Origin of the sequence: Escherichia sp. WS568, from assembly GCF_046486085.1 — a bacterium.
GTDB classification, from domain to species: Bacteria; Pseudomonadota; Gammaproteobacteria; order Enterobacterales; family Enterobacteriaceae; genus Escherichia; species Escherichia coli.
Map to the genome: position 1 here is coordinate 388,967 of NZ_JBJQMC010000001.1, position 23,302 is coordinate 412,268.

Sequence of the window (23,302 nt, forward strand, 5' to 3'; positions counted from 1 at the left end):
TATTTGTTATGCAGGTGTTATTGTCTTTGCACTTATAATATGACAACCATCACAAAAATCAATCTTTATGTGATACAAATCACATAAATACCCTTTTAATGTTATAAAAATGATAATCAAAAAGCAGCACCCCCATTTCTGACACCTACAGATGGCAAGAAATAGCGCCTGCCAGGCGTCTTTTCCGGCCATTGTCGCAGCGCTGTAACGCGTAAAATAGTGCTTTCTTTTACTCTTCTGGCTGGACCATGAGACTTCTGATTCTGACTCTTTCATTAATAACGCTGGCGGGGTGCACAGTTACTCGCCAGGCTCATGTGGGCGAAGTTGACACGGCAACAGGTATTGTTCGGTTGGTTTATGATCAGGCTTTTTTGCAGCATGCCCATACCGATCGTTATGTCAGTCGCGGGATCGCCGATCGCGCATGCCAGCAGGAAGGCTATACCCACGCGATCCCCTTTGGTCAGCCAGTAGGCAACTGTAGCCTCTTTGCGGGTTCCTTATGTTTGAATACGGAATTCACTTTGTCATATCAGTGCCATCATTCCGCCTTCCCTGTCTTTCTCTAAACGTTTTAATCAGCGAGGGGGATCTTCGCTGATTAAATAAATAGCGGTAATGCGTTTTATTCCCATTCGTATTTTTAATAAATGATGTTTATATTTTACCTTTTGCAAATAATAAAATAACAAATTATAGTGACGCCACAGCAACAAATATAACCTTTGTGGAGCACTATCATGCTGAAACCAGAAATGATTGAAAAACTTAATGAGCAGATGAACCTGGAACTGTACTCTTCACTGCTTTATCAGCAAATGAGCGCCTGGTGCAGCTATCATACCTTCGAAGGTGCTGCCACGTTCCTGCGCCGCCACGCCCAGGAAGAGATGACGCATATGCAGCGTCTGTTTGATTATCTGACTGATACCGGCAACTTACCGCGTATTAATACCGTTGAATCTCCGTTTGCTGAATATTCCTCACTTGATGAATTATTCCAGGAAACCTATAAACACGAACAATTAATCACGCAGAAAATTAACGAACTGGCTCATGCTGCAATGACCAATCAGGACTACCCAACATTTAATTTCCTGCAATGGTATGTTTCTGAGCAGCATGAAGAAGAGAAACTGTTCAAATCGATTATTGATAAATTAAGCCTGGCAGGCAAAAGCGGCGAAGGTCTGTATTTTATCGACAAAGAACTCTCTACCCTCGACACACAAAACTAATGCTCTCCGGCGGCAGGTTTACTGCCGCCGTTTCAAATCAGTGACGGCAAATCTTACTCTGATCGGTCGAAAAACCGTCTTCCGAAGGTATAAATTTGCCTTTTGCTGCCAGAAACGCTACCAGCTCTCCCGCAGTCATCCCTTCTGCCGAGCAGGTGTGAAAACGTGCCTGTTCACCAAAACGCGCTTTAATCGCAGCTTCCAGACTGGCATGCGTATATTGCTCGCCTGATTCAATCATCATATTTAACACTTCATGACCGTGAATAGAGTCCATCGTTCCTCCTCAAAAAAAAGCCTAGCGTAGCGATTACCGCTTATGAAGACTTTGCGCCAGCGCAGGACTGAATGCTTTTATTGTACATTTATATTTACACCATATGTAACGTCGGTTTGACGAAGCAGCCGTTATGCCTTAACCTGCGCCGCAGATATCACTCATAAAGATCGTCAGGACAGAAGAAAGCGTGAAAAACAGAACCCTGGGAAGTGTTTTTATCGTGGCGGGAACCACAATTGGCGCAGGCATGCTGGCAATGCCGCTGGCTGCGGCAGGTGTTGGTTTTAGCGTCACGTTAATCTTGTTGATTGGGCTTTGGGCGTTGATGTGCTACACGGCGCTATTACTGCTGGAGGTGTACCAGCATGTTCCGGCAGATACCGGTCTTGGCACGCTGGCAAAACGCTATCTGGGACGCTACGGTCAATGGCTGACGGGCTTCAGTATGATGTTCTTAATGTATGCTCTGACTGCGGCATACATCAGCGGTGCCGGTGAATTGTTGGCCTCCAGCATCAGCGACTGGACAGGTATTTCTATGTCGGCAACCGCTGGCGTGCTGTTGTTCACTTTTGTTGCCGGTGGCGTGGTTTGTGTCGGAACTTCACTGGTCGATTTATTTAACCGTTTTCTGTTCAGCGCCAAGATTATTTTTCTGGTGGTAATGCTGGTACTACTGCTGCCGCATATTCACAAAGTGAATCTTTTAACCCTGCCGTTGCAACAGGGGCTGGCTCTGTCTGCAATCCCGGTGATTTTTACGTCGTTTGGTTTTCACGGTAGCGTGCCGAGTATTGTCAGCTATATGGATGGCAACATTCGTAAGCTACGCTGGGTGTTTATAATCGGTAGTGCGATCCCCCTGGTGGCATATATTTTCTGGCAGGTGGCGACGCTTGGCAGCATTGATTCAACAACCTTTATGGGATTGCTGGCTAATCATGCTGGATTAAACGGGCTGTTACAGGCGTTACGCGAAATGGTGGCCTCTCCGCATGTTGAGCTGGCAGTGCATTTATTTGCTGATTTAGCCCTCGCCACGTCATTTCTCGGCGTTGCGTTAGGCTTATTTGATTATCTGGCTGATTTATTTCAGCGTTCAAATACCGTTGGTGGACGGTTGCAAACTGGTGCAATTACGTTTCTGCCGCCGTTGGCGTTTGCACTGTTTTATCCACGAGGATTTGTGATGGCGCTGGGTTACGCCGGTGTGGCGCTGGCGGTACTGGCATTGATTATCCCTTCGCTGTTGACCTGGCAAAGCAGAAAGCACAATCCTCAGGCGGGTTACCGGGTCAAAGGTGGTCGTCCGGCGCTGGTGGTGGTGTTTCTCTGTGGTATTGCTGTGATTGGCGTGCAATTTTTGATTGCGGCAGGGTTGTTACCAGAAGTGGGGTGATCAGATAGCCTCAAATTCCTTATTGGGTGCCAGAATTAACGCTGACACCCAATTTGGCCTCTTAATGCAGGCAGCACTGCTTAAATTTCTTACCACTACCGCACGGGCAAGGATCGTTACGCCCCGGTTTCTCTTCTGCTTTGATCGGTTGCTGAACAGCTTTTTCCTGCGGATGCGCCATCCAGTACGCATGTAGATCAAGCGCCGCCAGTCGAATGGCATCTACGCTCTCTTCAAACGCTTCTGGCGACATCTTTTCTACCCGCTCGAAGTTTTCCTCAGTACCGTGCAGCGCAATCGCCTCCAGCGCTGGTTTTAACGAATCGGGCAACGTTGACCAGTCAGAAAGTGCCACGCCCCGCATATAACCAAAGCACCACTCCTCAACAATCGTCAGCTCGCTGCCATCAACTTCTCGCAAGCCGAATAACGGCTCAAACTGCTCCGGGAATTCGTTCAGACGCTCTGCGGTATCGGCCATATGTTGAAAAGCCAGATTCATAAAGCGCGTCATCTCTTTCTCTGACGCCCAGCGCGGCACATAGTCAGCCCCACCCCACACGGCAACCAGCCACTGTTCCGGTTCAATCTCTTGCGGAGAACTCAACACCGCCGTCAATAAACCGTCCAGCTCCGCCACATCAAGGATGGCGTGGTCAGTGTTGTATTTGGTCAGAATATCGTCCAGCCATTCCAACTCACTTTCGTTTAACGGTCCCGTTTTCATACGCTTTTCCTTGTGGATCTCAACTCGCCAGCACCTATCTTACATGCCGGTCCGTATCAGAGATACTTTTTGAGTGGCTTTGCTGGTGATTAAAAATTAAGGAGGGTGTAACGACAAGTTGCAGGCACAAAAAAACCACCCGAAGGTGGTTTCACGACACTGCTTATTGCTTTGATTTTATTCTTATCTTTCCCATGGTACCCGGAGCGGGACTTGAACCCGCACAGCGCGAACGCCGAGGGATTTTAAATCCCTTGTGTCTACCGATTCCACCATCCGGGCTCGGGAAGAAAGTGGAGGCGCGTTCCGGAGTCGAACCGGACTAGACGGATTTGCAATCCGCTACATAACCGCTTTGTTAACGCGCCAAATTCTTCAGGCCTTTCAGCCAGACATCCGCTTGACGCCGATGTCTTTTAAACTGGAGCGGGAAACGAGACTCGAACTCGCGACCCCGACCTTGGCAAGGTCGTGCTCTACCAACTGAGCTATTCCCGCATTCATCAAGCAATCACTTAATCACTTGATTTTATTATCGTCTGGCAATCAGTGCCGCCGTTCGATGCGTTGCATTCTACTTACCTGGCGCGATGAGTCAACGATATTTTTCACCACTTTTGATCGTTTGCTGAAAATTACGCCGAAACGATCACTGATCAAGCAAATCTGCACGCGCAGCGCTCAAATATTGCAACATTGACCACAGAGTCAGTACCGCAGCCACAAAGAAAAGTGCAATACCGGCGTACTCAACCCAAATGTTCGGACGCCACAGCAGCCATGCCAACGCCACCATCTGGGCCGTAGTTTTCACTTTCCCAATCCAGGAGACGGCCACGCTACTGCGTTTACCCAACTCCGCCATCCATTCGCGTAGCGCAGAAATAATAATTTCACGGGCGATCATCGTTGCCGCCGGTAATGTCACCCACCAGCTGTGATAATGCTCGGTTACCAGCACCATGGCGATAGCCACGAGAACTTTATCTGCCACAGGGTCAAGGAAAGCACCAAACCGGGTACTCTGGTTCCAGCGGCGTGCCAGAAAACCATCGAACCAGTCAGTCACCGCCGCGACGCAGAAAATGAGCGCGGCGGCAAACGGCGACCAGGTGACAGGCAGATAAAAGACCAATACAAAGAATGGGATAAGGATGACACGGAACAGTGTAAGCAACGTAGGGATATTAAATTGCATAATGACGGGTAACTATCTGTTGTCAGTAAGATTACCCCTATGTTGCTACAGAGACATCAATGTTTCAACGACCAGAAGATCTTTTCTGCCAGACCTTGCGAAATACCCGGCACTTTTGCAATTTCCTCGACGCTGGCGTTACGTAAACCTTGCAAACCGCCCATATATTTCAACAACATTTGCCGACGTTTTGGCCCGACGCCTTCAATGGTTTCCAGGGAACTGGTATTTTTGACCTTCGCCCGTTTTTTACGGTGCCCGCCAATCGCGTGATCATGTGATTCATCGCGAATATGCTGGATAACATGCAGCGCGGGAGAATCTGGCGGCAAACTAAATCCCTCACCTTCCGGCTCAAAGAACAGCGTTTCCAGCCCAGCCTTACGATCTGCTCCTTTGGCAACGCCAAGTAGCAGCGGATGATTTTTATCCCATGAGACATCCAGTTCGGCGAAGACATTTTTCGCCTGCGCAAGCTGGCCTTTGCCGCCGTCGATAAGGATCACATCAGGGATCTTACTGTCGTCAATGGCTTTACCATAACGCCGACGCAGCACCTGATTCATCGCCGCATAATCATCGCCCGGCCTGATGCCTGTAATGTTATAGCGCCGATACTCCGCACGCAGCGGGCCGTTAGCATCAAACACCACACAGGAAGCGACGGTTTGTTCACCCATGGTATGGCTGATGTCAAAGCACTCCATCCGCTTCACTTCCGGCAATTTCAACACGCTGGCAAGCGCGGTCAGTCGCTGGTGAACGGTAGATTGCTGCGAAAGTTTGCTGGTTAAGGCCGTCGCCGCATTGGTGCGCGCGAGTTTCAGATAACGCGCCCTATCGCCGCGAGGTTTGGTTTGAACATTAATCTTGCGTCCCGCCAGTTCTGAAAGGGAATCGGCGAGCAGCGTTTTATCGCTAAGATTAAAATCGAGCAGGATCTCACCCGGTAAGGTGCGCATCTGGCTGCCTTGTAAATAGAACTGTCCTACGAAGGTTTCCACCACCTCGCTCAGTTCCGTACCGCCAGGCACTTTCGGGAAATAGCTGCGGCTGCCAAGCACTTTGCCCTGACGAATGAACAATACGTGGACACAAGCCATGCCCGCATCGAACGCCACACCAATAACGTCGAGGTCGTCGCCGGTATTGGACACAAACTGTTTTTCGGTGACGCGTCGCACCGCCTGAATTTGGTCGCGAATACGTGCCGCTTCTTCAAACTCCAGATTCTGGCTGGCAGTTTCCATACGGCTAATCAGTTGCGTAAGCACCTGATCATCTTTGCCAGACAAAAACAGGCGCACATACTCGACCTGCTGAGCGTATTCTTCTTCACTCACCAGTCCTTCAACGCACGGCCCCAGACAACGTCCTATCTGATATTGCAGACACGGACGCGAGCGATTGCGATAAACACTGTTTTCGCACTGGCGAATGGGGAAAATCTTTTGCAGTAGCGCCAGTGTTTCACGTACGGCATAGCCATTCGGGAACGGGCCGAAATATTCACCTTTGGCATGCTTTGCACCACGATGCATCGCCAGACGCGGGTGGGTATCGCCACTCAGGAAGATAAAAGGATATGATTTATCATCGCGTAGCAAAACGTTGTAACGCGGCTGATAGAGTTTGATGTAGTTGTGTTCCAGCAACAGCGCTTCGGTTTCTGTATGAGTAACCGTTACATCAATTTGCTGGATCTGGGCGACCAGCGCTTCGGTTTTGCGCGAAGCGAGGTTGCTACGGAAATAGCTGGAAAGCCGTTTTTTCAGGTCTTTCGCTTTGCCGACATAGATAACCGTACCACCAGCATCGTACATGCGATAAACGCCTGGCTGGCTGGTTACGGTTTTTAAAAACGCTTTTGCGTCAAACTGATCACTCACTGACTTGATAATGTCTCCGCATTACACAGACCATGGCGAATTGCCAGGTGAGTCAGCTCAACATCGCCATGAATGTTTAGTTTACTGAACATACGATAGCGGTAGCTGTTCACCGTTTTCGGACTGAGATTGAGCTGTTCTGAGATCTCATTGACCTTCTGGCCCTTGGTGATCATCAGCATAATCTGCAATTCACGTTCAGACAAACTGGCAAATGGGCTTTCTGTTTTTTCTGGTTCGATCTGGCTTAACGCCATTTGTTGAGCGATGTCAGAAGCAATGTAACGCTGCCCTGAATAGACAGAACGAATCGCACTCACGACTTCCTGCGGAGCCGCGCCTTTGCTGAGGTAGCCCGCAGCACCGGCCTGCATGACTTTCGCTGGTAAAGGGTTTTCTGTATGGACGGTAAGCATGATGATTTTGACATCAGCTGTGGAACGCGCGATTTTACGCGTCGCCTCAAGACCGCCAATGCCCGGCATACTCATGTCCATTAGCACCACGTCAACGGCATTTGTCCGGCACCACTTAACGGCGTCTTCACCGCACGATGCCTCACCGACGACTTTTATACCCTTTATATCTTCCAGAATGCGTCGTATCCCTGCGCGCACCAGTTCGTGGTCATCAACAAGTAGAACGTTGATCAAAGGAATATCTCCAGAAATAGGGATAACGCTACTGATAGTTAGTCATTCGTATATTAGCGGTTTTTATTGCAACTTTGAAACGTTAAAAATGGTGGGTATTCGATTTTTCTCTCGTTTTTGTCAATTCGATTGTCCACAGTTATGGTCACGCCCGTCACCAACGGCTTACCGGATCGTTTCACAGTAAGCCCTACGATGAAATGTGACAAAAATTGACTTTATTCAGCAAAAATGAAAATCAGCCCGCTGAATATGTAACATTAATTAACCCGAACAATACGGGCAAAAAACATTCATGATAAAAATATTTATTGGTCATTATATTAACGTATTTTATAGCACTGCCGATATCACGCTCAAAAAACAACCACTGCTATTTTTAGCAAAGCTTATGGTATACTCCGCCGCCTTAACATTTTTCACCGCAAATTTTCATTGCAACATGACGAGGAAAATAAATGAGTACGCCTGATTTTTCTACTGCCGAGAATAATCAAGAACTGGCAAATGAAGTCTCCTGCCTGAAAGCGATGCTGACGCTGATGCTGCAGGCGATGGGACAAGCTGACGCGGGCCGCGTGATGTTAAAGATGGAAAAACAGCTTGCGCTGATCGAAGACGAAACCCAGGCTGCAGTATTTTCCAAAACGGTTAAGCAAATTAAACAAGCCTACCGTCAGTAATATAAAACCGGCTGAGAGCGTGCCTTTCAGCCGGTTTTTGCATCTGGCACGCAGAAAGAAAAGCGATCAAATTAAGCCAGTAGCGGCCGCGTAACAGGCCACCTGGGTCTTATTTGGTGCATTGATTTTTTTCTGCATGTTTTTCTGATGGAAATTGACCGTATTCTCAGAGATTGACAAAATCATCGCTATCTCTGCTGATGTCTTCCCTTCCGCCGTCCATTTCAGAATTTCTTTTTCGCGCTTGCTGAAATTCATCTCTGGCGTCATCACTATTTCATCATTTAAACGCATCAGAGCCATCAGACTTTCGCGCACCAGTAACTGCATTTTTAATTGCAGTTCATCACTAAGAATGGGTATTTCGCGAGCGCTGCAACGGGAAAAGGACAAAAAGCCCAACGCCCGATTTGGCAGCATTAAATACTGAGTGACACCGCGGCGTAAACCATGTGCGCGCGCGGCTTCCCATAACGGCTGTGCTTCGCTGAATAAGTCATCATTCCACATTAAATGGCCCTGACTAAAGTTTTCAGGGTTCAGCACCGGATCAATTGCGAGAAAATTTTTTGCCTGATAATAACTAACCCACGACTCAGGGTAATTGGTGTAGAAAGCCACTTTAGGTCGCGTGAATGGTACCGGGTGGCGAACACATAACGAATAGTAATCGTACTCCAGCTGCTGAGCCTGAAGCTCTATTTCATGGTAGACCTCTTCTGCGGCCTCCATCCTCTGAAAACGCAACAGCATCGTGCGACGCCAGCTGAAAAAATCCGTATCCTGCATAGTAAACCGCAACGCCCCTGAGAGTGAGTATCATTTATAATGATAATTCAAACTATCACATAAATAAGATTTATATATAATTTATATTATTCAGGCAATGAATTACTTTTGCAAGCCATCGCATTCTCTTATGTTATTAATGAGTTATGCTGATTTGTTAAGCAGTTTTATCAGGCTTGAAATGGCGTCCCGCCCCGACAGGTGAATCGTCGGGGCTGATTTTTTCTTATTATTGCAGCAGAAACTTCTCGAGGAACTGGCGGGTGCGAGGCTGCTTGGGATCGGCAAATAACGCTTTTGCGGCCCCCTGCTCGACTATCCGCCCCTGGTCCATAAAAATCGCCCGGTCCGCAACATCCCGGGCAAAGCTCATTTCGTGCGTCACAATCACCATCGTGCGCTTTTCCTGTGCCAGCTGACGGATGGTGTTCAGGACTTCGCCCACCAGCTCTGGATCCAGCGCCGACGTTGGCTCGTCAAACAAAATCACCTCAGGACGCATTGCCAGTGCACGCGCAATCGCAACACGCTGCTGTTGACCGCCAGACAAACGACGTGGATAGCTGGTTTCTTTACCGGCCAGCCCAACTTTCGCCAGTAGCTCGCGAGCGCGCTCCGTGGCCTCTTCTTTCGGTTCGCCTTTGACGATCACCGGCCCTTCAATAATGTTTTCCAGTACCGTACGATGCGGAAACAAATTAAAGTTCTGGAAGACAAACCCGACGTGCTGACGCAACTGGCGAATCAGCGATTTTTGCTGACTTAATGAACGTGCAGTATCAATAGTGATATCGCCAACGGTGATAGTTCCCGCTTCCGGTTGTTCCAGCAGATTTATGCTGCGTAGCAACGTGGTTTTGCCGGAACCACTCGGACCGATAATTGCCACAACTTCGCCAGGCTTTACCTCAAGGTCGATACCGTGCAGCACCGTCTGACCGTGAAATTTTTTCACCAGGTTCTTAACTTCAATGGCACTCATTTTGGTTCTCTCTCCTGGCGATTAAGTTGATTCTCAAAATGGTTCTGCAACGTCGATAATACTGTCGCCATGATCCAGTAGATGAGCGAAGCCGCCAGGTACATGGTGAACACCTCCAGCGTGCGCGAGGTAATCAACTGCGCCTGACGGAACAGCTCCGGCACCTGGATTGTCGCGGCCAGCGACGTATCTTTTACCAGACTGATAAAGCTGTTCGACAGCGGCGGCAACGCCACCCGCGCCGCCTGTGGCAAAATCGCGCGACGCATAGTCTGCCATGGCGTCATACCAATACTGGCAGCTGCTTCCCACTGACCTTTATCAATAGAAGAAATGGCGGCGCGAAGCGTTTCGGCGGCATAGGCGGCAGTGTTCAGCGACAGACCAATCATTGCTGACGGAATGGGATCTAATTCGATACCAAACTGCGGCAGGCCGTAATAGATCATAAACAGTTGTGCGATGAGCGGCGTACCACGAAAAATAGAGATATAAAAACGCGCCAGCCAGCGCACGGGCCAGATCGGCGACAGGCGCATCAGCGCGAGAATAAACCCGAGCAGTAAGCCAAAAAACATGCCGCCGATACTGAGTTGCAGCGTATACCCAGCCCCTTTCAGCAGGAACGGCAAGGAATCAATAACCAGTTGTATACTTTCTTGCATGAGCGTTTCCGGAGCTAAACGTGGGGATGATAGGCGAACAGCGCAGGCGCGCCGCCGGTATGAATAAACAGAATCGGCCCTTCATCTTTGAAGCGTTTCTGACTGATACCGTCAATCAGCCCCGCCATCGCTTTTCCGGTATACACAGGATCAAGCAGAATGCCTTCCAGCCGCGCCAGCAATTTCACTGCTTCCATGCCTTCATCGTTCGGCACGCCGTAGCCAGGTGCAAAATAGTCATCCCAGAGTAAAATTTCCGCTGATGCGGTCAGCTCCAGTTCTTTCGCAATCGCCTGTTGTAGGTTAACCACTTTCGGCAATTGATCGGCAACGGAACGCGACACGGTAACGCCAATCAGTTCGCTTTCAGGCATAAGGTGTTCCAGCCCAACAGCCAGTCCGGCGTGAGTTCCGGCACTGCCCGATGCGACTACCACCGACGAAATATTAACCGCCCCTTCACACTGTTGCGCGATTTCCAGCGCACTCTCCACATAACCCAGCGCGCCCAGAGCATTAGAACCGCCAACCGGAATGACATACGGGCGAAAGCCTTGTGCTTCGACTCGCGTCGCCAGCTCTTCCAGTTGGGCATTGGGATCGGTCAGTGCGTCACACATTTCAATCTGGGTATTGAACAGATCCAGCAACAAACGATTGCCGTTGGTTAAATAGTTTTCTGCGGTTGTGCCAATAGGATTTTCCAGCAGCGCCACGCAGTGCAGACCGAGTTTCGCCGCAACTGCGGCAGTCTGGCGCACATGGTTAGACTGGATCGCGCCGGCAGTAATCAGCGTATCGGCACCTTCGCGCAGAGCATCTGCTGCGAGAAATTCCAGCTTACGTAATTTATTGCCGCCCATTGCCATGGGGGTGACGTCATCCCGTTTGATGAAAATTTCCCGTCCAAGATAATCAGAAAAGCGCGGCAGATATTCGAGCGGTGTTGGCGCGCCGATAAACTCCAACCGTGGAAAACGGGTTAAATTATGCAGTGGCATAACAGCCTCCGATGTGTGTTGTTGTGATTTTCTTATTATGCACGCTGAAAACGCGTAAATAAAAAAGGCGCTAGTGAAAGCGCCCTTTTTTGTCATTATGCTGATTATTTGGTCACATCAGCACCAAACCATTTTTCGGAAAGGGCTTGCAAAGTGCCGTCTTTTTGCATTTCCGCAATTGCATCATTCACTGCTTTCAGCAGGTCTTCATTTCCTTTACGCAGCGCCACGCCAGACTCCTGACGGGAGAATGCTTCACCGGTTACTGCCAGCGTATCGTTGGTTTTCTTCACCAGATCCAGCGCCGCCAGACGATCAACGAGGATCGCATCGATACGCCCTACGCGCAGATCCTGATATTTGGTCGGGTCATCATCATAGGTACGCACATCGACACCCTGAACATTCTGCCGCAGCCACTCTTCATAGTTGGTGCCCAGACCGACACCCACTTTTTTGCCTTTCAGATCAGCAGCCGTTTTAAGGGTGCCTTCGTTACCTTTTTTCACCAGCGCCTGAATACCGGAAATGGTGTAAGGGGTAGAGAAATCGTATTTTTTCTTGCGCTCATCAGAAATGGTGACCTGATTAATCACCACATCAATGCGTTTAGAGTCCAGCGACGCCAGCATACCGTCCCATTTGGTCGGTTTTAGTGACGCCTCAACGCCAAGATGTTTTGCCAGCTGTTGGGCAAATTCCACTTCAAAACCGGTTAATTTGCCGTCATCCCCCTGAAAACTGAACGGCGGATAAGTTCCTTCCAGCCCTACCAGTAGCGTACCGCGCTCTTTGACTTTATTAAGCAGACCTTCATCTGCAAAACTTTTAACGCTCATGCCCGCACCCAGCGCCACGGCCATCACACCCATCAATGCCTGACGTCCCAGATGTGCTAATTTCATATTCACCCCGAATGTTGTTATGTCTGTTTGCAGTGTAGAGCCATTGTTTGTAAACACAAAAACAACTCCGCTACATCTTATTCTTATTTAATATATATCAGAAGCAGGCAGGCTGGAGGATTTCTGCACAAGTCCGGTACACGTTTGACGCTGATAGTGTTGATACTTCCGTAATGCGATGCGGTAATTGTTGGTGCTGGTGGTGGGCAGCCACGGAGCGAGGATTTCATCAAGGAAACCGTCCTGCAGCTGATCGAGGGAAATATTTTGCTCATGTAGATGATTCCCCAAACGGCGCAAACGAACGACATATTCACGCACCGTACCTGGGCTCATTTCAGTTTGCTCAAAAAGAAATTGCTTAAAGCCGATAATATCGAAAAAATCACTCTGCGTTTTGCAGTGTAAATCACCGCAAAATCGGCACAATGCCGCCCATGATTGTTGTTCCACTTGCCAGCCATTTTCATCAAGCAGCGTGTCCAGGCGGGAAATCTCGATTTTATTCACTATTTTGCCGTCGCGAACTAAGGTAATGCGATCGAGTAATTTACGGCAATGCGCGCAATGGGTCTGGCTGTGTTTAAAGTCTTTAAGATAGCGGCTTAATGGCCGTCTTTTCAGGTGCTGCACCATCATTAAGAACTCCTGGTAGTCAAAGTTAAAGTGCGGCATTTACTGACGTTATAACTTCCCCAGTTTAGTGCGTAACCGTTTAATAGCCTGGCTGTGTAACTGACTGACCCGCGATTCCCCGACCTCCAGCACTGCACCAATCTCTTTGAGATTCAGCTCTTCCTGGTAATAGAGGGTTAATACCAGTTTTTCGCGCTCCGGCAACGTTTCGATGGCTTCCATCACCCGCTGGCGCAGATTACTGTCCAGCAGTTGTTGTAGCGGGTTTTCTCGCTGATGATCATCAGTAACCAGTTCGATGCTATCGCCGTGCTCTTCGCGCCACTCATCGTAGGAGAAGAGCTGGCTGTTATTGGTGTCGAGCAACATTTGGCGATAATCGGCAATATCGATCCCTAAACGTTCCGCTACCTCAGTTTCCGTGGCGTTGCGGCCAAGTTCCTGCTCCAGTTGCCCTATTGCCTGTGCCACTTCACGCGCGTTGCGTCGCACGCTGCGCGGCACCCAGTCACGGCTGCGAAGTTCATCCAGCATAGCGCCACGGATACGCTGCACTGCGTAAGTTGTAAATGCCGTTCCTTGTAGGGCGTCATAGCGTTCGACGGCATTAAGTAACCCAATGCCGCCCGCCTGTAGCAGATCGTCAAGTTCCACGCTCGCGGGCAGTCGAACCTGCAGGCGCAATGCTTCGTGACGCACCAGCGGGACATAACGCTGCCACAGCGAGTGTTTATCCATTACACCTTCAGCGGTATAGAGTGAATTCACGATAAACAGCCCTGCGTTATATGAGTTATCGGCATGATTATCCGTTTCTGCAGGGTTTTTAATCGGACGATTAGTGGGTGAAATGAGGGGTTATTTGAGGTTTACCGGTAAATTCCAGGCAGAAAAAACCCCGCCGGTGGCGGGGATGTACGTTGCTGACAAATTACGCTTCATGTTGCCGGATGCGGCGTAAACGCCTTATCCGGCCTACAAAAATGTGCAAATTCAATAAATTGCAATTCCCCTTGTAGGCCTGATAAGCGCAGCGCATCAGGCAATTTGGCGTTGCCGTCAGTCTCAGTTAATCAGGTTACGACGATTAACCCTGCAGCAGAGACAGAACCTGCTGTGGTACCTGGTTAGCTTTTGCCAGCACGGAGTTACCGGCCTGCTGGATGATCTGCGCTTTCGACATGTTGGACACTTCGGTCGCATAGTCGGCGTCCTGAATACGGGACTGCGCTTCGGACAGGTTGGTAGTGGTGTTGTTCAGGTTGGTGACCGCGGAATCCAGACGGTTCTGGATAGCACCCAGGGATGAACGGAATTTGTCGATGGAGCTGATTGCGTCGTCAAGCGCAGCCAATGGATCGGACGTCTTCGATGTTTTATTCTCTGTGCTGTAGACACCATCAGCGTCTTTATAGATTTCTTTGCCTGCGCTATTCGTGACCGTGCCATCGGCTTGCGAGTAGTAGGTTGAAACAGTTTGAGCATCCTGGGTTAAGGCATCCCCCGCCAGGAAACCATTTGTAGTATTATTTGCGGCAACAGCATAAGTATTCCCACCGGTGTTGGCGGAATATGCAATGCCCGTAAATGCAGATGCTGAAACAGTAGCACCTTCAATTTTTACAGTACCTGTATTACCTTCAGCTGTAACTGTTACACCAGCCTCTGTCTTGATGGTTGTTTTAACAGCAGTACCTTTCGCATCCGTATTTCCGAGAAGCCCAGAAACGGTTGCTTTGTTCGGGTTGCCGGCCTGGTTTTTAGTCAGGTTACCTGTTGAATCCAGATAAAGTTGATCGCCATCACTTGAAGTAATATTGCCCGAATCATCAATATTTACATTCTGTGCTGTCCCACCAATAGTAACTGATGCAGCTGTCGTTTTCCCTGCTGCAGGTATGAGATTTGCTGCAGCATTCGTTTGGTTTACACCGTCAGCCGTATAGGAGAAGGTATTGCTGGTTGCATTATAAGTATAAGTTGTCGATGTCGCATTATCAGCAAGGCTATTTGCACCTGTTGCGGTAATTTTATCGCCAGTCTTAAGCGCCGCAAGAATATCAGATCCTTTTGCTGCAGTATTTGCTGTAGTTTTAGTATATGCAGTGCTGCCGTCAGATGAAGTTAACCCTTTGATATATCCGTCTTTAACCATTCCGTCAGCTGTCGCCGCGACACTTGCCTTATCTGCGCTACCATTCACATTAAACCCACTCAGCCCCAGCGTATCAGAGTCAATTTTCTTCAGATCAATAGTGATAGTCTGGCCGTCATTCGCACCAACCTGAATTTTCATTGAACCGTCTTTCGCCAGTACGTTCACGCCGTTGAACTGGGTCTGGCCAGATACGCGGTCAATTTCGTCCAGACGGGATTTGATTTCGTCCTGAATGGAGTCCAGATCCGAATCGGAGTTAGTCCCGGTAGAAGCCTGAACCGTCAGTTCACGGATACGCTGTAAGTTGTTGTTGATTTCGGACAGCGCGCCTTCAGTGGTCTGCGCAACGGAGATACCGTCGTTGGCGTTACGGGCCGCCTGAGTCAGGCCTTTAATGTTAGAAGTAAAACGGTTAGCAATCGCCTGACCCGCTGCGTCATCCTTCGCGCTGTTAATACGCAAGCCAGAAGACAGACGCTCGATAGAACTCGACAGCGCAGACTGGTTCTTGTTGATATTATTTTGAGTGATCAGCGAGAGGCTGTTGGTATTAATGACTTGTGCCATGATTCGTTATCCTATATTGCAAGTCGTTGATTACGTTTTGGGTTTCCACCCGTCGGCTCAATCGCCGTCAACCCTGTTATCGTCTGTCGTAAAACAACCTTTAGAATTTTTTTCACAAACAGCCATTTTTTGTTAGTCGACGAAATACTCTTTTCTCTGCCCCTTATTCCCGCTATTAAAAAAAACAATTAAACGTAAACTTTGCGCAATTCAGGCCGATAACCCCGGTATTCGTTTTACGTGTCGAAAGATAAAAGGAAATCGCATGGCAAGTATTTCATCGCTGGGAGTCGGGTCAGGTCTGGATTTAAGTTCAATCCTTGATAGCCTCACCGCCGCGCAAAAAGCGACGCTAACCCCTATTTCAAATCAGCAATCGTCGTTTACCGCTAAACTTAGCGCCTACGGTACGCTGAAAAGCGCGCTGACGACTTTCCAGACCGCCAATACTGCATTGTCTAAAGCCGATCTTTTTTCCGCCACCAGCACTACCAGCAGCACCACCGCGTTCAGTGCCACCACCGCGGGTAACGCCATCGCCGGGAAATACACCATCAGTGTCACCCATCTGGCGCAGGCGCAAACCCTGACCACGCGCACCACCAGAGACGATACGAAAACGGCGATCGCCACCAGCGACAGTAAACTCACCATTCAACAAGGCGGCGACAAAGATCCGATTACCATTGATATCAGCGCGGCTAACTCGTCGTTAAGCGGGATCCGTGATGCCATCAACAATGCAAAAGCAGGCGTAAGCGCAAGCATCATTAACGTGGGTAACGGTGAATATCGTCTGTCAGTCACATCAAATGACACCGGCCTTGATAATGCGATGACACTCTCGGTCAGCGGTGATGATGCGCTACAAAGTTTTATGGGCTATGACGCCAGTGCCAGCAGCAACGGTATGGAAGTCTCGGTCGCCGCCCAGAATGCGCAGCTGACGGTCAACAACGTCGCCATTGAGAACAGCAGCAACACCATCAGCGACGCGCTGGAAAACATCACCCTGAACCTGAACGATGTCACCACGGGCAACCAGACGCTAACCATCACTCAGGACACCTCCAAAGCGCAAACAGCGATTAAAGACTGGGTGAATGCCTATAACTCGCTAATAGATACCTTCAGCAGCCTGACCAAATACACCGCCGTAGATGCGGGAGCTGATAGCCAGAGTTCTAGCAATGGCGCACTGCTCGGCGACTCCACGTTGCGGACGATTCAGACGCAGTTGAAGTCGATGCTGAGTAATACCGTCAGTTCTTCCAACTATAAAACGCTGGCGCAGATTGGTATCACGACCGATCCCAGCGATGGCAAACTGGAACTGGATGCCGACAAACTCACCGCTGCACTGAAAAAAGATGCCAGCGGCGTAGGTGCATTGATTGTTGGCGATGGTAAAAAAACCGGCATCACGACCACCATCGGCAGCAACCTGACCAGTTGGCTTTCGACAACGGGCATTATTAAAGCCGCTACCGATGGCGTTAGTAAGACCCTGAATAAATTAACTAAAGACTACAACGCCGCCAGCGATCGCATTGATGCGCAGGTCGCGCGCTATAAAGAACAATTTACCCAACTGGACGTTTTAATGACCTCGTTAAACAGCACCAGCAGCTACTTAACGCAGCAGTTCGAAAACAACAGTAATTCCAAGTAATCAATATTCATCGGGAGACAGGTCATGTACGCGGCAAAAGGCACCCAGGCCTATGCACAAATTGGCGTCGAAAGCGCCGTAATGAGCGCCAGCCAGCAGCAGCTGGTCACCATGCTATTTGATGGAGTGCTAAGCGCACTGGTTAGAGCGCGCCTGTTTATGCAGGACAACAATCAGCAAGGCAAAGGCGTCTCTTTGTCAAAAGCGATCAACATCATTGAGAACGGACTGCGGGTGAGTCTTGATGAAGAGAGCAAAGACGAATTAACCCAAAACTTGATTGCTCTTTATAGCTATATGGTCAGGCGTTTGCTGCAAGCCAATTTACGCAACGATGTCTCCGCAGTCGAAGAAGTGGAAACATTAATGCGCAATATTGCCGATGCCTGGAAAGAGTCGTTACTCTCCCCTTCTTTGATTCAGGACCCAGTCTGATGAACCATGCACCGCATTTGTATTTCGCCTGGCAACAACTCGTCGAAAAAAGCCAGCTCATGTTACGCCTGGCAACGGAAGAACAATGGGACGAACTCATCGCCAGCGAAATGGCGTATGTTAATGCGGTGCAGGAGATTGCACATTTGACTGAAGAGATTGACCCGTCCACCACGATGCAGGAGCAGCTCCGCCCGATGCTGCGCCTGATTCTCGACAACGAAAGCAAGGTAAAGCAGTTATTACAGATTCGGATGGATGAACTGGCGAAACTGGTCGGTCAGTCATCGGTGCAAAAATCGGTGTTAAGTGCCTATGGCGATCAGGGCGGCTTTGTGCTGGCTCCGCAAGATAACTTATCGTGAATCTTAACGAGCTAATGGCTCGCGAATAATCCGATTACGGCTACGCTTCAAATGTTCCCCTTGAATGGAGTCGAAGAATGCGTAATCCCACGCTGTTACAATGTTTTCACTGGTATTACCCGGAAGGCGGTAAGCTCTGGCCTGAACTGGCCGAGCGCGCCGACGGTTTTAATGATATTGGTATCAATATGGTCTGGTTGCCGCCCGCCTATAAAGGCGCATCGGGCGGGTATTCGGTCGGCTACGACTCCTATGATTTATTTGATTTAGGCGAGTTTGATCAGAAAGGCAGCATCCCTACTAAATATGGCGATAAAGCACAACTGCTGGCCGCCATTGACGCCCTGAAACGTAATGACATTGCGGTGCTGTTGGACGTGGTAGTCAACCACAAAATGGGCGCGGATGAAAAAGAAGCTATTCGCGTGCAGCGTGTAAATGCTGACGACCGTACGCAAATTGATGAAGAAATCATTGAGTGCGAAGGCTGGACGCGTTACACCTTCCCCGCCCGTGCCGGGCAATACTCACAGTTTATCTGGGATTTCAAATGTTTTAGCGGTATCGACCATATCGAAAACCCTGATGAAGATGGCATATTTAAAATTGTTAACGACTACACCGGCGAAGGCTGGAACGATCAGGTTGATGATGAATTAGGTAATTTCGATTATCTGATGGGCGAGAATATCGATTTTCGCAATCATGCCGTGACGGAAGAGATTAAATACTGGGCGCGCTGGGTGATGGAACAAACGCAATGCGACGGTTTTCGTCTTGATGCGGTCAAACATATTCCGGCGTGGTTTTATAAAGAGTGGATCGAACACGTACAGGAAGTTGCGCCAAAGCCGCTGTTTATTGTGGCGGAGTACTGGTCGCATGAAGTTGATAAGCTGCAAACGTATATTGATCAGGTGGAAGGCAAAACCATGCTGTTCGATGCGCCGCTGCAGATGAAATTCCATGAAGCATCGCGCATGGGACGCGACTACGACATGACGCAGATTTTCACTGGGACGCTGGTGGAAGCCGATCCTTTTCACGCCGTAACCCTCGTTGCCAACCATGACACCCAACCGTTGCAAGCCCTCGAAGCGCCAGTCGAACCGTGGTTTAAACCGCTGGCGTATGCTCTAATTTTGTTGCGGGAAAATGGCGTTCCTTCGGTATTCTATCCGGACCTCTACGGTGCGCATTACGAAGATGTCGGTGGTGACGGGCAAACCTATCCGATAGATATGCCAATAATCGAACAGCTTGATGAGTTAATTCTCGCCCGTCAGCGTTTCGCCCACGGTGTACAGACGTTATTTTTCGACCATCCGAACTGCATTGCCTTTAGCCGCAGTGGCACTGACGAATATCCCGGCTGCGTGGTGGTCATGTCGAACGGGGATGATGGCGAAAAAACCATTCACCTGGGAGAGAATTACGGCAATAAAACCTGGCGTGATTTTCTTGGGAACCGGCAAGAGAGTGTAGTAACCGACGAAAACGGCGAAGCGACCTTCTTTTGCAACGGCGGCAGCGTTAGCGTGTGGGTTATCGAAGAGGTGATTTAAATTCATCCCCGGCGGCAAGCCGGGGAGATTTCATTACGGCAATGGCGTCGGTAACGGCGCTTTATCCAGCGCAGCGGCACACTCTGCCGTCGGGCGATCCACACGCTCCATCGTCATACCATCGTACTCAATGGTGTTACCGTCACGCTCAACCTCGTACAGCTCACGTTTTACGGTAACGTTAGTGAGATCATCAGACATCAATGTCAACTTGCCCGGCACAGCAATCACCCGCTGCCACTGACGGCAATCCAGAGTATCGCCCTCTTTAATGACAATCAGGCTGCCTATCGCTTCCGGACTGACCAGCGCACGTTGCGGCCCTTTGGTCTGCCAGTAGCCCGCCAGCCAGTCCGGCGCGGGGGTTTTCACGACATTGTTATAGTTTTCGACTTCGGCACAGCCCGCCAGCAACATGAGCGCGCCTGCAATTGCGAGTTTTTTCATCATTCGTCCTGCATGAGAAGAAAAGAGGATTGTGGCATTAAAGCCCTGATGTCGCCAGCCTTTCCAGGTTCAGAGAGAAATTTGATCTAACTATTATTTTTGTGAATTATTACCCCGAAAATAAATTTGCATGGTGTATGATTCGCGACTCTTGTTTCAAACCTTCTGAGTTCAGAGGCTACATTCATGTCATGGCAGCAATTCAAACACGCCTGGTTGATTAAATTCTGGGCGCCCATCCCCGCGGTCATCGCGGCGGGTATTCTCTCCACTTACTATTTTGGCATTACTGGCACCTTTTGGGCTGTCACGGGTGAATTTACCCGTTGGGGCGGCCAGCTCCTGCAACTGTTCGGCGTCCATGCTGAAGAGTGGGGTTACTTTAAAATTATCCATCTGGAAGGATCGCCATTAACCCGCATCGACGGGATGATGATCCTCGGTATGTTTGGCGGCTGCTTTGCCGCAGCGCTGTGGGCCAACAATGTCAAACTGCGAATGCCGCGCAGCCGTATCCGCATTATGCAGGCCATCATTGGCGGCATTATCGCCGGTTTTGGCGCGCGTCTGGCAATGGGCTGTAACCTGGCGGCGTTCTTTACCGGTATTCCTCAGTTCTCGCTGCATGCCTGGTTCTTTGCCATCGCCACTGCCATTGGTTCATGGTTTGGCGCGCGCTTTACCCTGCTGCCCATCTTCCGTATTCCCGTGAAAATGCAGAAAGTTTCTGCCGCCTCACCGCTGACGCAAAAACCGGATCAGGCGCGGCGTCGTTTTCGTCTCGGGATGCTGGTCTTTTTCGGCATGCTGGGCTGGGCGCTGCTCACAGCGATGAACCAACCCAAACTGGGGCTGGCAATGCTGTTTGGCGTCGGCTTTGGTTTACTGATTGAACGTGCGCAAATCTGCTTTACTTCGGCGTTCCGCGATATGTGGATCACCGGACGTACCCATATGGCGAAAGCAATCATTATTGGTATGGCGGTGAGTGCCATCGGGATCTTCAGTTACGTACAGTTAGGCGTTGAACCCAAAATCATGTGGGCGGGACCAAACGCGGTAATTGGTGGTTTACTGTTTGGTTTTGGCATCGTGCTGGCTGGCGGCTGCGAAACCGGCTGGATGTACCGCGCGGTAGAAGGCCAGGTGCACTACTGGTGGGTCGGTCTGGGCAATGTGATCGGCTCAACGATTCTGGCGTATTACTGGGATGATTTCGCTCCGGCGCTGGCCACCGACTGGGACAAAATCAACCTGCTGAAAACCTTTGGTCCGATGGGGGGCCTGCTGGTGACATATTTGCTGTTGTTTGCTGCGCTGATGTTGATTATCGGCTGGGAAAAACGCTTCTTCCGCCGTGCGGCACCGCAGACTGCTAAGGAGATCGCATGAAAAATATCGTTCCTGATTACCGCCTTGATATGGTGGGTGAACCCTGCCCTTATCCGGCAGTCGCAACCCTTGAGGCGATGCCGCAGTTAAAAAAAGGGGAAATCCTGGAAGTGGTGAGCGACTGTCCGCAGTCGATCAATAATATTCCACTGGATGCGCGTAATCACGGCTATACGGTGCTGGATATTCAGCAAGACGGGCCGACCATTCGTTATTTAATTCAGAAGTAATCCCTCATTCCCGCTGTGACCCACAGCGGGAACATCGTTACCTTTGTATCACATAGATTTTACCCACCCCCTCTCCTATTCTTTTCAGTATGATCTCAGGAGGTTTCTATGTGTGGACGCTTTGCCCAATCCCAAACGCGTGAAGATTACCTTGCGCTTCTCGCGGAAGATATTGAACGCGATATTCCCTATGATCCCGAACCCATTGGCAGATACAACGTCGCGCCGGGAACCAAAGTCCTACTGCTCAGTGAACGTGATGAACACCTTCATCTGGATCCGGTTTTCTGGGGATATGCTCCCGGATGGTGGGATAAACCGCCGCTGATTAACGCCCGCGTAGAAACTGCGGCGACCAGTCGTATGTTTAAACCGCTCTGGCAACATGGTCGGGCAATCTGTTTTGCCGATGGCTGGTTTGAGTGGAAAAAAGAAGGCGACAAAAAGCAGCCTTATTTTATCTATCGTACTGATGGACAACCTGTTTTTATGGCCGCGATAGGCAGCACACCATTCGAGCGCGGTGACGAAGCCGAAGGATTTTTGATTGTCACTGCGGCGGCAGATCAAGGTCTGGTGGATATTCATGACCGCCGCCCACTGGTACTCTCGCCAGATGCTGCGCGGGAATGGATGCGGCAAGATATTGGCGGTAAAGAAGCCTCAGAAATCGCTACCAGTGGTTGTGTGCCAGCAAACCAGTTCACCTGGCACCCGGTATCGCGCGCGGTGGGTAATGTTAAAAACCAGGGCGCGGAGTTAATTCAACCTGTTTGATAAGCCTGGAGATTATTGATCAACAATACTGCGTCATAAGTAATCTCTATTAGACAAAGATTTCATTACCTGTTGGCATATTGCAAAAATAACACCAATACGGAATCGTCATGTTCACGATTAAAACAGATGATCTCACCCATCCAGCAGTGCAAGCATTAGTGGCTTACCATATTTCCGGCATGCTGCAGCAGTCTCCCCCTGAAAGCAGTCATGCTTTAGATGTGCAAAAATTACGTAACCCGACAGTGACATTCTGGTCAGTATGGGAAGGCGAACAACTCGCAGGAATTGGTGCGCTGAAGTTGCTGGATGATAAACATGGCGAACTGAAATCAATGCGTACCGCGCCAAATTATTTACGTCGGGGTGTCGCCAGTCTGATTTTACGCCACATTTTGCAGGTCGCCCATGACAGATGCCTTCATCGCCTGAGCTTAGAAACGGGTACACAGGCTGGATTTACGGCCTGCCATCAACTTTATTTGAAGCATGGTTTCGTTGATTGCGAACCGTTTGCCGATTATCAACTTGATCCACACAGTCGATTTTTGTCATTGACGCTATGCGAAGATAATGAGTTGCTTTGAGCCAGACGCAGCACATTCTTGCATTCGACGTGCTGCGTCTTTATTTATCACCAGCA

At 49.6% G+C, this 23,302-nt stretch carries 27 protein-coding genes, 3 tRNA genes and 1 pseudogene; 14 read left to right on the plus strand and 17 right to left on the minus strand.

What is annotated here, in order from left to right:
• Positions 1–248 precede the first annotated feature (248 nt).
• Both ACJHWR_RS01925 and ftnA read left to right on the plus strand, forming a co-directional pair.
• Positions 249–572: a YecR-like lipofamily protein gene (locus ACJHWR_RS01925; RefSeq protein ID WP_001237860.1), complete on the plus strand. Its 324-nt coding sequence runs from the start codon at positions 249–251 to the stop codon at positions 570–572.
• 171 nt (positions 573–743) lie between these two features.
• Entirely contained in the window at positions 744–1,241 is a 498-nt protein-coding gene (ftnA, locus tag ACJHWR_RS01930; protein WP_012311886.1) for a non-heme ferritin, read from the plus strand.
• Between the two features lie 37 nt (positions 1,242–1,278).
• Here ftnA and ACJHWR_RS01935 read toward each other — a convergent pair whose 3' ends face one another.
• Positions 1,279–1,518, minus strand: a complete 240-nt coding sequence (locus ACJHWR_RS01935) for a YecH family metal-binding protein (protein ID WP_000377223.1) — start codon at positions 1,516–1,518, stop codon at positions 1,279–1,281.
• Between the two features lie 190 nt (positions 1,519–1,708).
• Between ACJHWR_RS01935 and tyrP the strand changes: the two genes are divergently transcribed.
• Entirely contained in the window at positions 1,709–2,920 is a 1,212-nt protein-coding gene (gene tyrP / locus ACJHWR_RS01940; protein WP_000797560.1) for a tyrosine transporter TyrP, read from the plus strand.
• 61 nt (positions 2,921–2,981) lie between these two features.
• On the opposite strand, the gene yecA is transcribed toward tyrP, so the two are convergent.
• The 7 genes from yecA to uvrY all read right to left on the minus strand — a co-directional run bounded on the left by yecA (position 2,982) and on the right by uvrY (position 7,387).
• The gene (gene yecA / locus ACJHWR_RS01945; RefSeq protein WP_000847902.1) at positions 2,982–3,647 is read right to left on the minus strand and encodes a UPF0149 family protein YecA; all 666 of its coding nucleotides are present in this window, start codon (positions 3,645–3,647) and stop codon (positions 2,982–2,984) included.
• 195 nt (positions 3,648–3,842) lie between these two features.
• A tRNA-Leu gene (locus tag ACJHWR_RS01950) sits at positions 3,843–3,929 on the minus strand.
• 12 nt (positions 3,930–3,941) lie between these two features.
• Positions 3,942–4,015, minus strand: a tRNA-Cys gene (locus tag ACJHWR_RS01955).
• A 54-nt stretch (positions 4,016–4,069) separates the two neighbouring features.
• A tRNA-Gly gene (locus tag ACJHWR_RS01960) sits at positions 4,070–4,145 on the minus strand.
• 151 nt (positions 4,146–4,296) lie between these two features.
• On the minus strand, positions 4,297–4,845 hold the full coding sequence (gene pgsA / locus ACJHWR_RS01965; protein ID WP_001160187.1) for a CDP-diacylglycerol--glycerol-3-phosphate 3-phosphatidyltransferase: 549 nt from the start codon (positions 4,843–4,845) through the stop codon (positions 4,297–4,299).
• Positions 4,846–4,901: 56 nt separating this feature from the next.
• Entirely contained in the window at positions 4,902–6,734 is a 1,833-nt protein-coding gene (gene uvrC / locus ACJHWR_RS01970; protein WP_001283415.1) for an excinuclease ABC subunit UvrC, read from the minus strand.
• Positions 6,731–7,387, minus strand: a complete 657-nt coding sequence (uvrY, locus tag ACJHWR_RS01975; RefSeq protein ID WP_000611335.1) for a UvrY/SirA/GacA family response regulator transcription factor — start codon at positions 7,385–7,387, stop codon at positions 6,731–6,733. Before uvrY ends, uvrC begins: the two co-directional genes overlap by 4 nt.
• A gap of 141 nt (positions 7,388–7,528) precedes the next feature.
• Between uvrY and ACJHWR_RS01980 the strand changes: the two are divergent.
• From ACJHWR_RS01980 to yecF, 3 genes and pseudogenes are all read left to right on the plus strand, one after another.
• Positions 7,529–7,600 (plus strand): annotated as a pseudogene (locus tag ACJHWR_RS01980) (transcriptional regulator); the annotation flags it as partial.
• Between the two features lie 82 nt (positions 7,601–7,682).
• On the plus strand, positions 7,683–7,859 hold the full coding sequence (yecU, locus tag ACJHWR_RS01985; protein WP_000590347.1) for a protein YecU: 177 nt from the start codon (positions 7,683–7,685) through the stop codon (positions 7,857–7,859).
• Positions 7,846–8,070, plus strand: a complete 225-nt coding sequence (gene yecF, locus ACJHWR_RS01990; protein ID WP_000106474.1) for a DUF2594 family protein YecF — start codon at positions 7,846–7,848, stop codon at positions 8,068–8,070. Before yecU ends, yecF begins: the two co-directional genes overlap by 14 nt.
• Before the next feature lie 66 nt (positions 8,071–8,136).
• On the opposite strand, the gene sdiA is transcribed toward yecF, so the two are convergent.
• The 8 genes from sdiA to ACJHWR_RS02030 all read right to left on the minus strand — a co-directional run bounded on the left by sdiA (position 8,137) and on the right by ACJHWR_RS02030 (position 15,773).
• A complete protein-coding gene (gene sdiA / locus ACJHWR_RS01995; protein WP_001154279.1) occupies positions 8,137–8,859 on the minus strand; it encodes a transcriptional regulator SdiA in 723 nt (240 codons plus the stop codon).
• A gap of 229 nt (positions 8,860–9,088) precedes the next feature.
• Positions 9,089–9,841, minus strand: a complete 753-nt coding sequence (gene tcyN / locus ACJHWR_RS02000) for an L-cystine ABC transporter ATP-binding protein TcyN (RefSeq protein WP_001273007.1) — start codon at positions 9,839–9,841, stop codon at positions 9,089–9,091.
• Positions 9,838–10,506 (minus strand): cystine ABC transporter permease, encoded by a 669-nt coding sequence (gene tcyL / locus ACJHWR_RS02005; protein ID WP_001158220.1) that lies wholly within the window; start codon positions 10,504–10,506, stop codon positions 9,838–9,840. The genes tcyN and tcyL overlap by 4 nt, the downstream gene beginning before the upstream one ends.
• A gap of 14 nt (positions 10,507–10,520) precedes the next feature.
• Positions 10,521–11,507, minus strand: coding sequence for a D-cysteine desulfhydrase (dcyD, locus tag ACJHWR_RS02010; protein ID WP_001128215.1), 987 nt, complete (start codon positions 11,505–11,507; stop codon positions 10,521–10,523).
• Between the two features lie 104 nt (positions 11,508–11,611).
• Positions 11,612–12,412, minus strand: a complete 801-nt coding sequence (gene tcyJ / locus ACJHWR_RS02015; RefSeq protein ID WP_012311600.1) for a cystine ABC transporter substrate-binding protein — start codon at positions 12,410–12,412, stop codon at positions 11,612–11,614.
• 87 nt (positions 12,413–12,499) lie between these two features.
• Positions 12,500–13,051, minus strand: a complete 552-nt coding sequence (fliZ, locus tag ACJHWR_RS02020) for a flagella biosynthesis regulatory protein FliZ (protein ID WP_001301374.1) — start codon at positions 13,049–13,051, stop codon at positions 12,500–12,502.
• Positions 13,052–13,096: 45 nt separating this feature from the next.
• Entirely contained in the window at positions 13,097–13,816 is a 720-nt protein-coding gene (gene fliA, locus ACJHWR_RS02025) for an RNA polymerase sigma factor FliA (RefSeq protein ID WP_001087467.1), read from the minus strand.
• Between the two features lie 319 nt (positions 13,817–14,135).
• The gene (locus tag ACJHWR_RS02030) at positions 14,136–15,773 is read right to left on the minus strand and encodes a FliC/FljB family flagellin (RefSeq protein WP_000079711.1); all 1,638 of its coding nucleotides are present in this window, start codon (positions 15,771–15,773) and stop codon (positions 14,136–14,138) included.
• A gap of 265 nt (positions 15,774–16,038) precedes the next feature.
• Here ACJHWR_RS02030 and fliD point away from each other — a divergent pair, with 265 nt between their 5' ends.
• The 4 genes from fliD to amyA all read left to right on the plus strand — a co-directional run bounded on the left by fliD (position 16,039) and on the right by amyA (position 19,810).
• The gene (fliD, locus tag ACJHWR_RS02035) at positions 16,039–17,445 is read left to right on the plus strand and encodes a flagellar filament capping protein FliD (RefSeq protein WP_000146781.1); all 1,407 of its coding nucleotides are present in this window, start codon (positions 16,039–16,041) and stop codon (positions 17,443–17,445) included.
• Positions 17,446–17,469: 24 nt separating this feature from the next.
• On the plus strand, positions 17,470–17,880 hold the full coding sequence (fliS, locus tag ACJHWR_RS02040) for a flagellar export chaperone FliS (RefSeq protein WP_000270665.1): 411 nt from the start codon (positions 17,470–17,472) through the stop codon (positions 17,878–17,880).
• Positions 17,880–18,245: a flagella biosynthesis regulatory protein FliT gene (fliT, locus tag ACJHWR_RS02045; protein ID WP_001015024.1), complete on the plus strand. Its 366-nt coding sequence runs from the start codon at positions 17,880–17,882 to the stop codon at positions 18,243–18,245. Before fliS ends, fliT begins: the two co-directional genes overlap by 1 nt.
• A gap of 77 nt (positions 18,246–18,322) precedes the next feature.
• Positions 18,323–19,810 carry an alpha-amylase gene (gene amyA / locus ACJHWR_RS02050; RefSeq protein WP_001245699.1) on the plus strand — a complete coding sequence of 496 codons (1,488 nt, stop codon included), beginning with the start codon at positions 18,323–18,325 and terminating at the stop codon, positions 19,808–19,810.
• Positions 19,811–19,843: 33 nt separating this feature from the next.
• On the opposite strand, the gene yedD is transcribed toward amyA, so the two are convergent.
• Entirely contained in the window at positions 19,844–20,257 is a 414-nt protein-coding gene (yedD, locus tag ACJHWR_RS02055; RefSeq protein ID WP_012311934.1) for a lipoprotein YedD, read from the minus strand.
• Between the two features lie 186 nt (positions 20,258–20,443).
• Here yedD and yedE point away from each other — a divergent pair, with 186 nt between their 5' ends.
• The 4 genes from yedE to ACJHWR_RS02075 all read left to right on the plus strand — a co-directional run bounded on the left by yedE (position 20,444) and on the right by ACJHWR_RS02075 (position 23,246).
• A complete protein-coding gene (yedE, locus tag ACJHWR_RS02060; RefSeq protein WP_000118897.1) occupies positions 20,444–21,649 on the plus strand; it encodes a selenium metabolism membrane protein YedE/FdhT in 1,206 nt (401 codons plus the stop codon).
• Positions 21,646–21,879 carry a sulfurtransferase-like selenium metabolism protein YedF gene (yedF, locus tag ACJHWR_RS02065; RefSeq protein ID WP_000790504.1) on the plus strand — a complete coding sequence of 78 codons (234 nt, stop codon included), beginning with the start codon at positions 21,646–21,648 and terminating at the stop codon, positions 21,877–21,879. Before yedE ends, yedF begins: the two co-directional genes overlap by 4 nt.
• A 108-nt stretch (positions 21,880–21,987) precedes the next feature.
• Positions 21,988–22,656, plus strand: a complete 669-nt coding sequence (locus ACJHWR_RS02070; protein ID WP_000334619.1) for an SOS response-associated peptidase — start codon at positions 21,988–21,990, stop codon at positions 22,654–22,656.
• Positions 22,657–22,766: 110 nt separating this feature from the next.
• A complete protein-coding gene (locus tag ACJHWR_RS02075; RefSeq protein ID WP_000494168.1) occupies positions 22,767–23,246 on the plus strand; it encodes a GNAT family N-acetyltransferase in 480 nt (159 codons plus the stop codon).
• Positions 23,247–23,302: the final 56 nt, after the last annotated feature.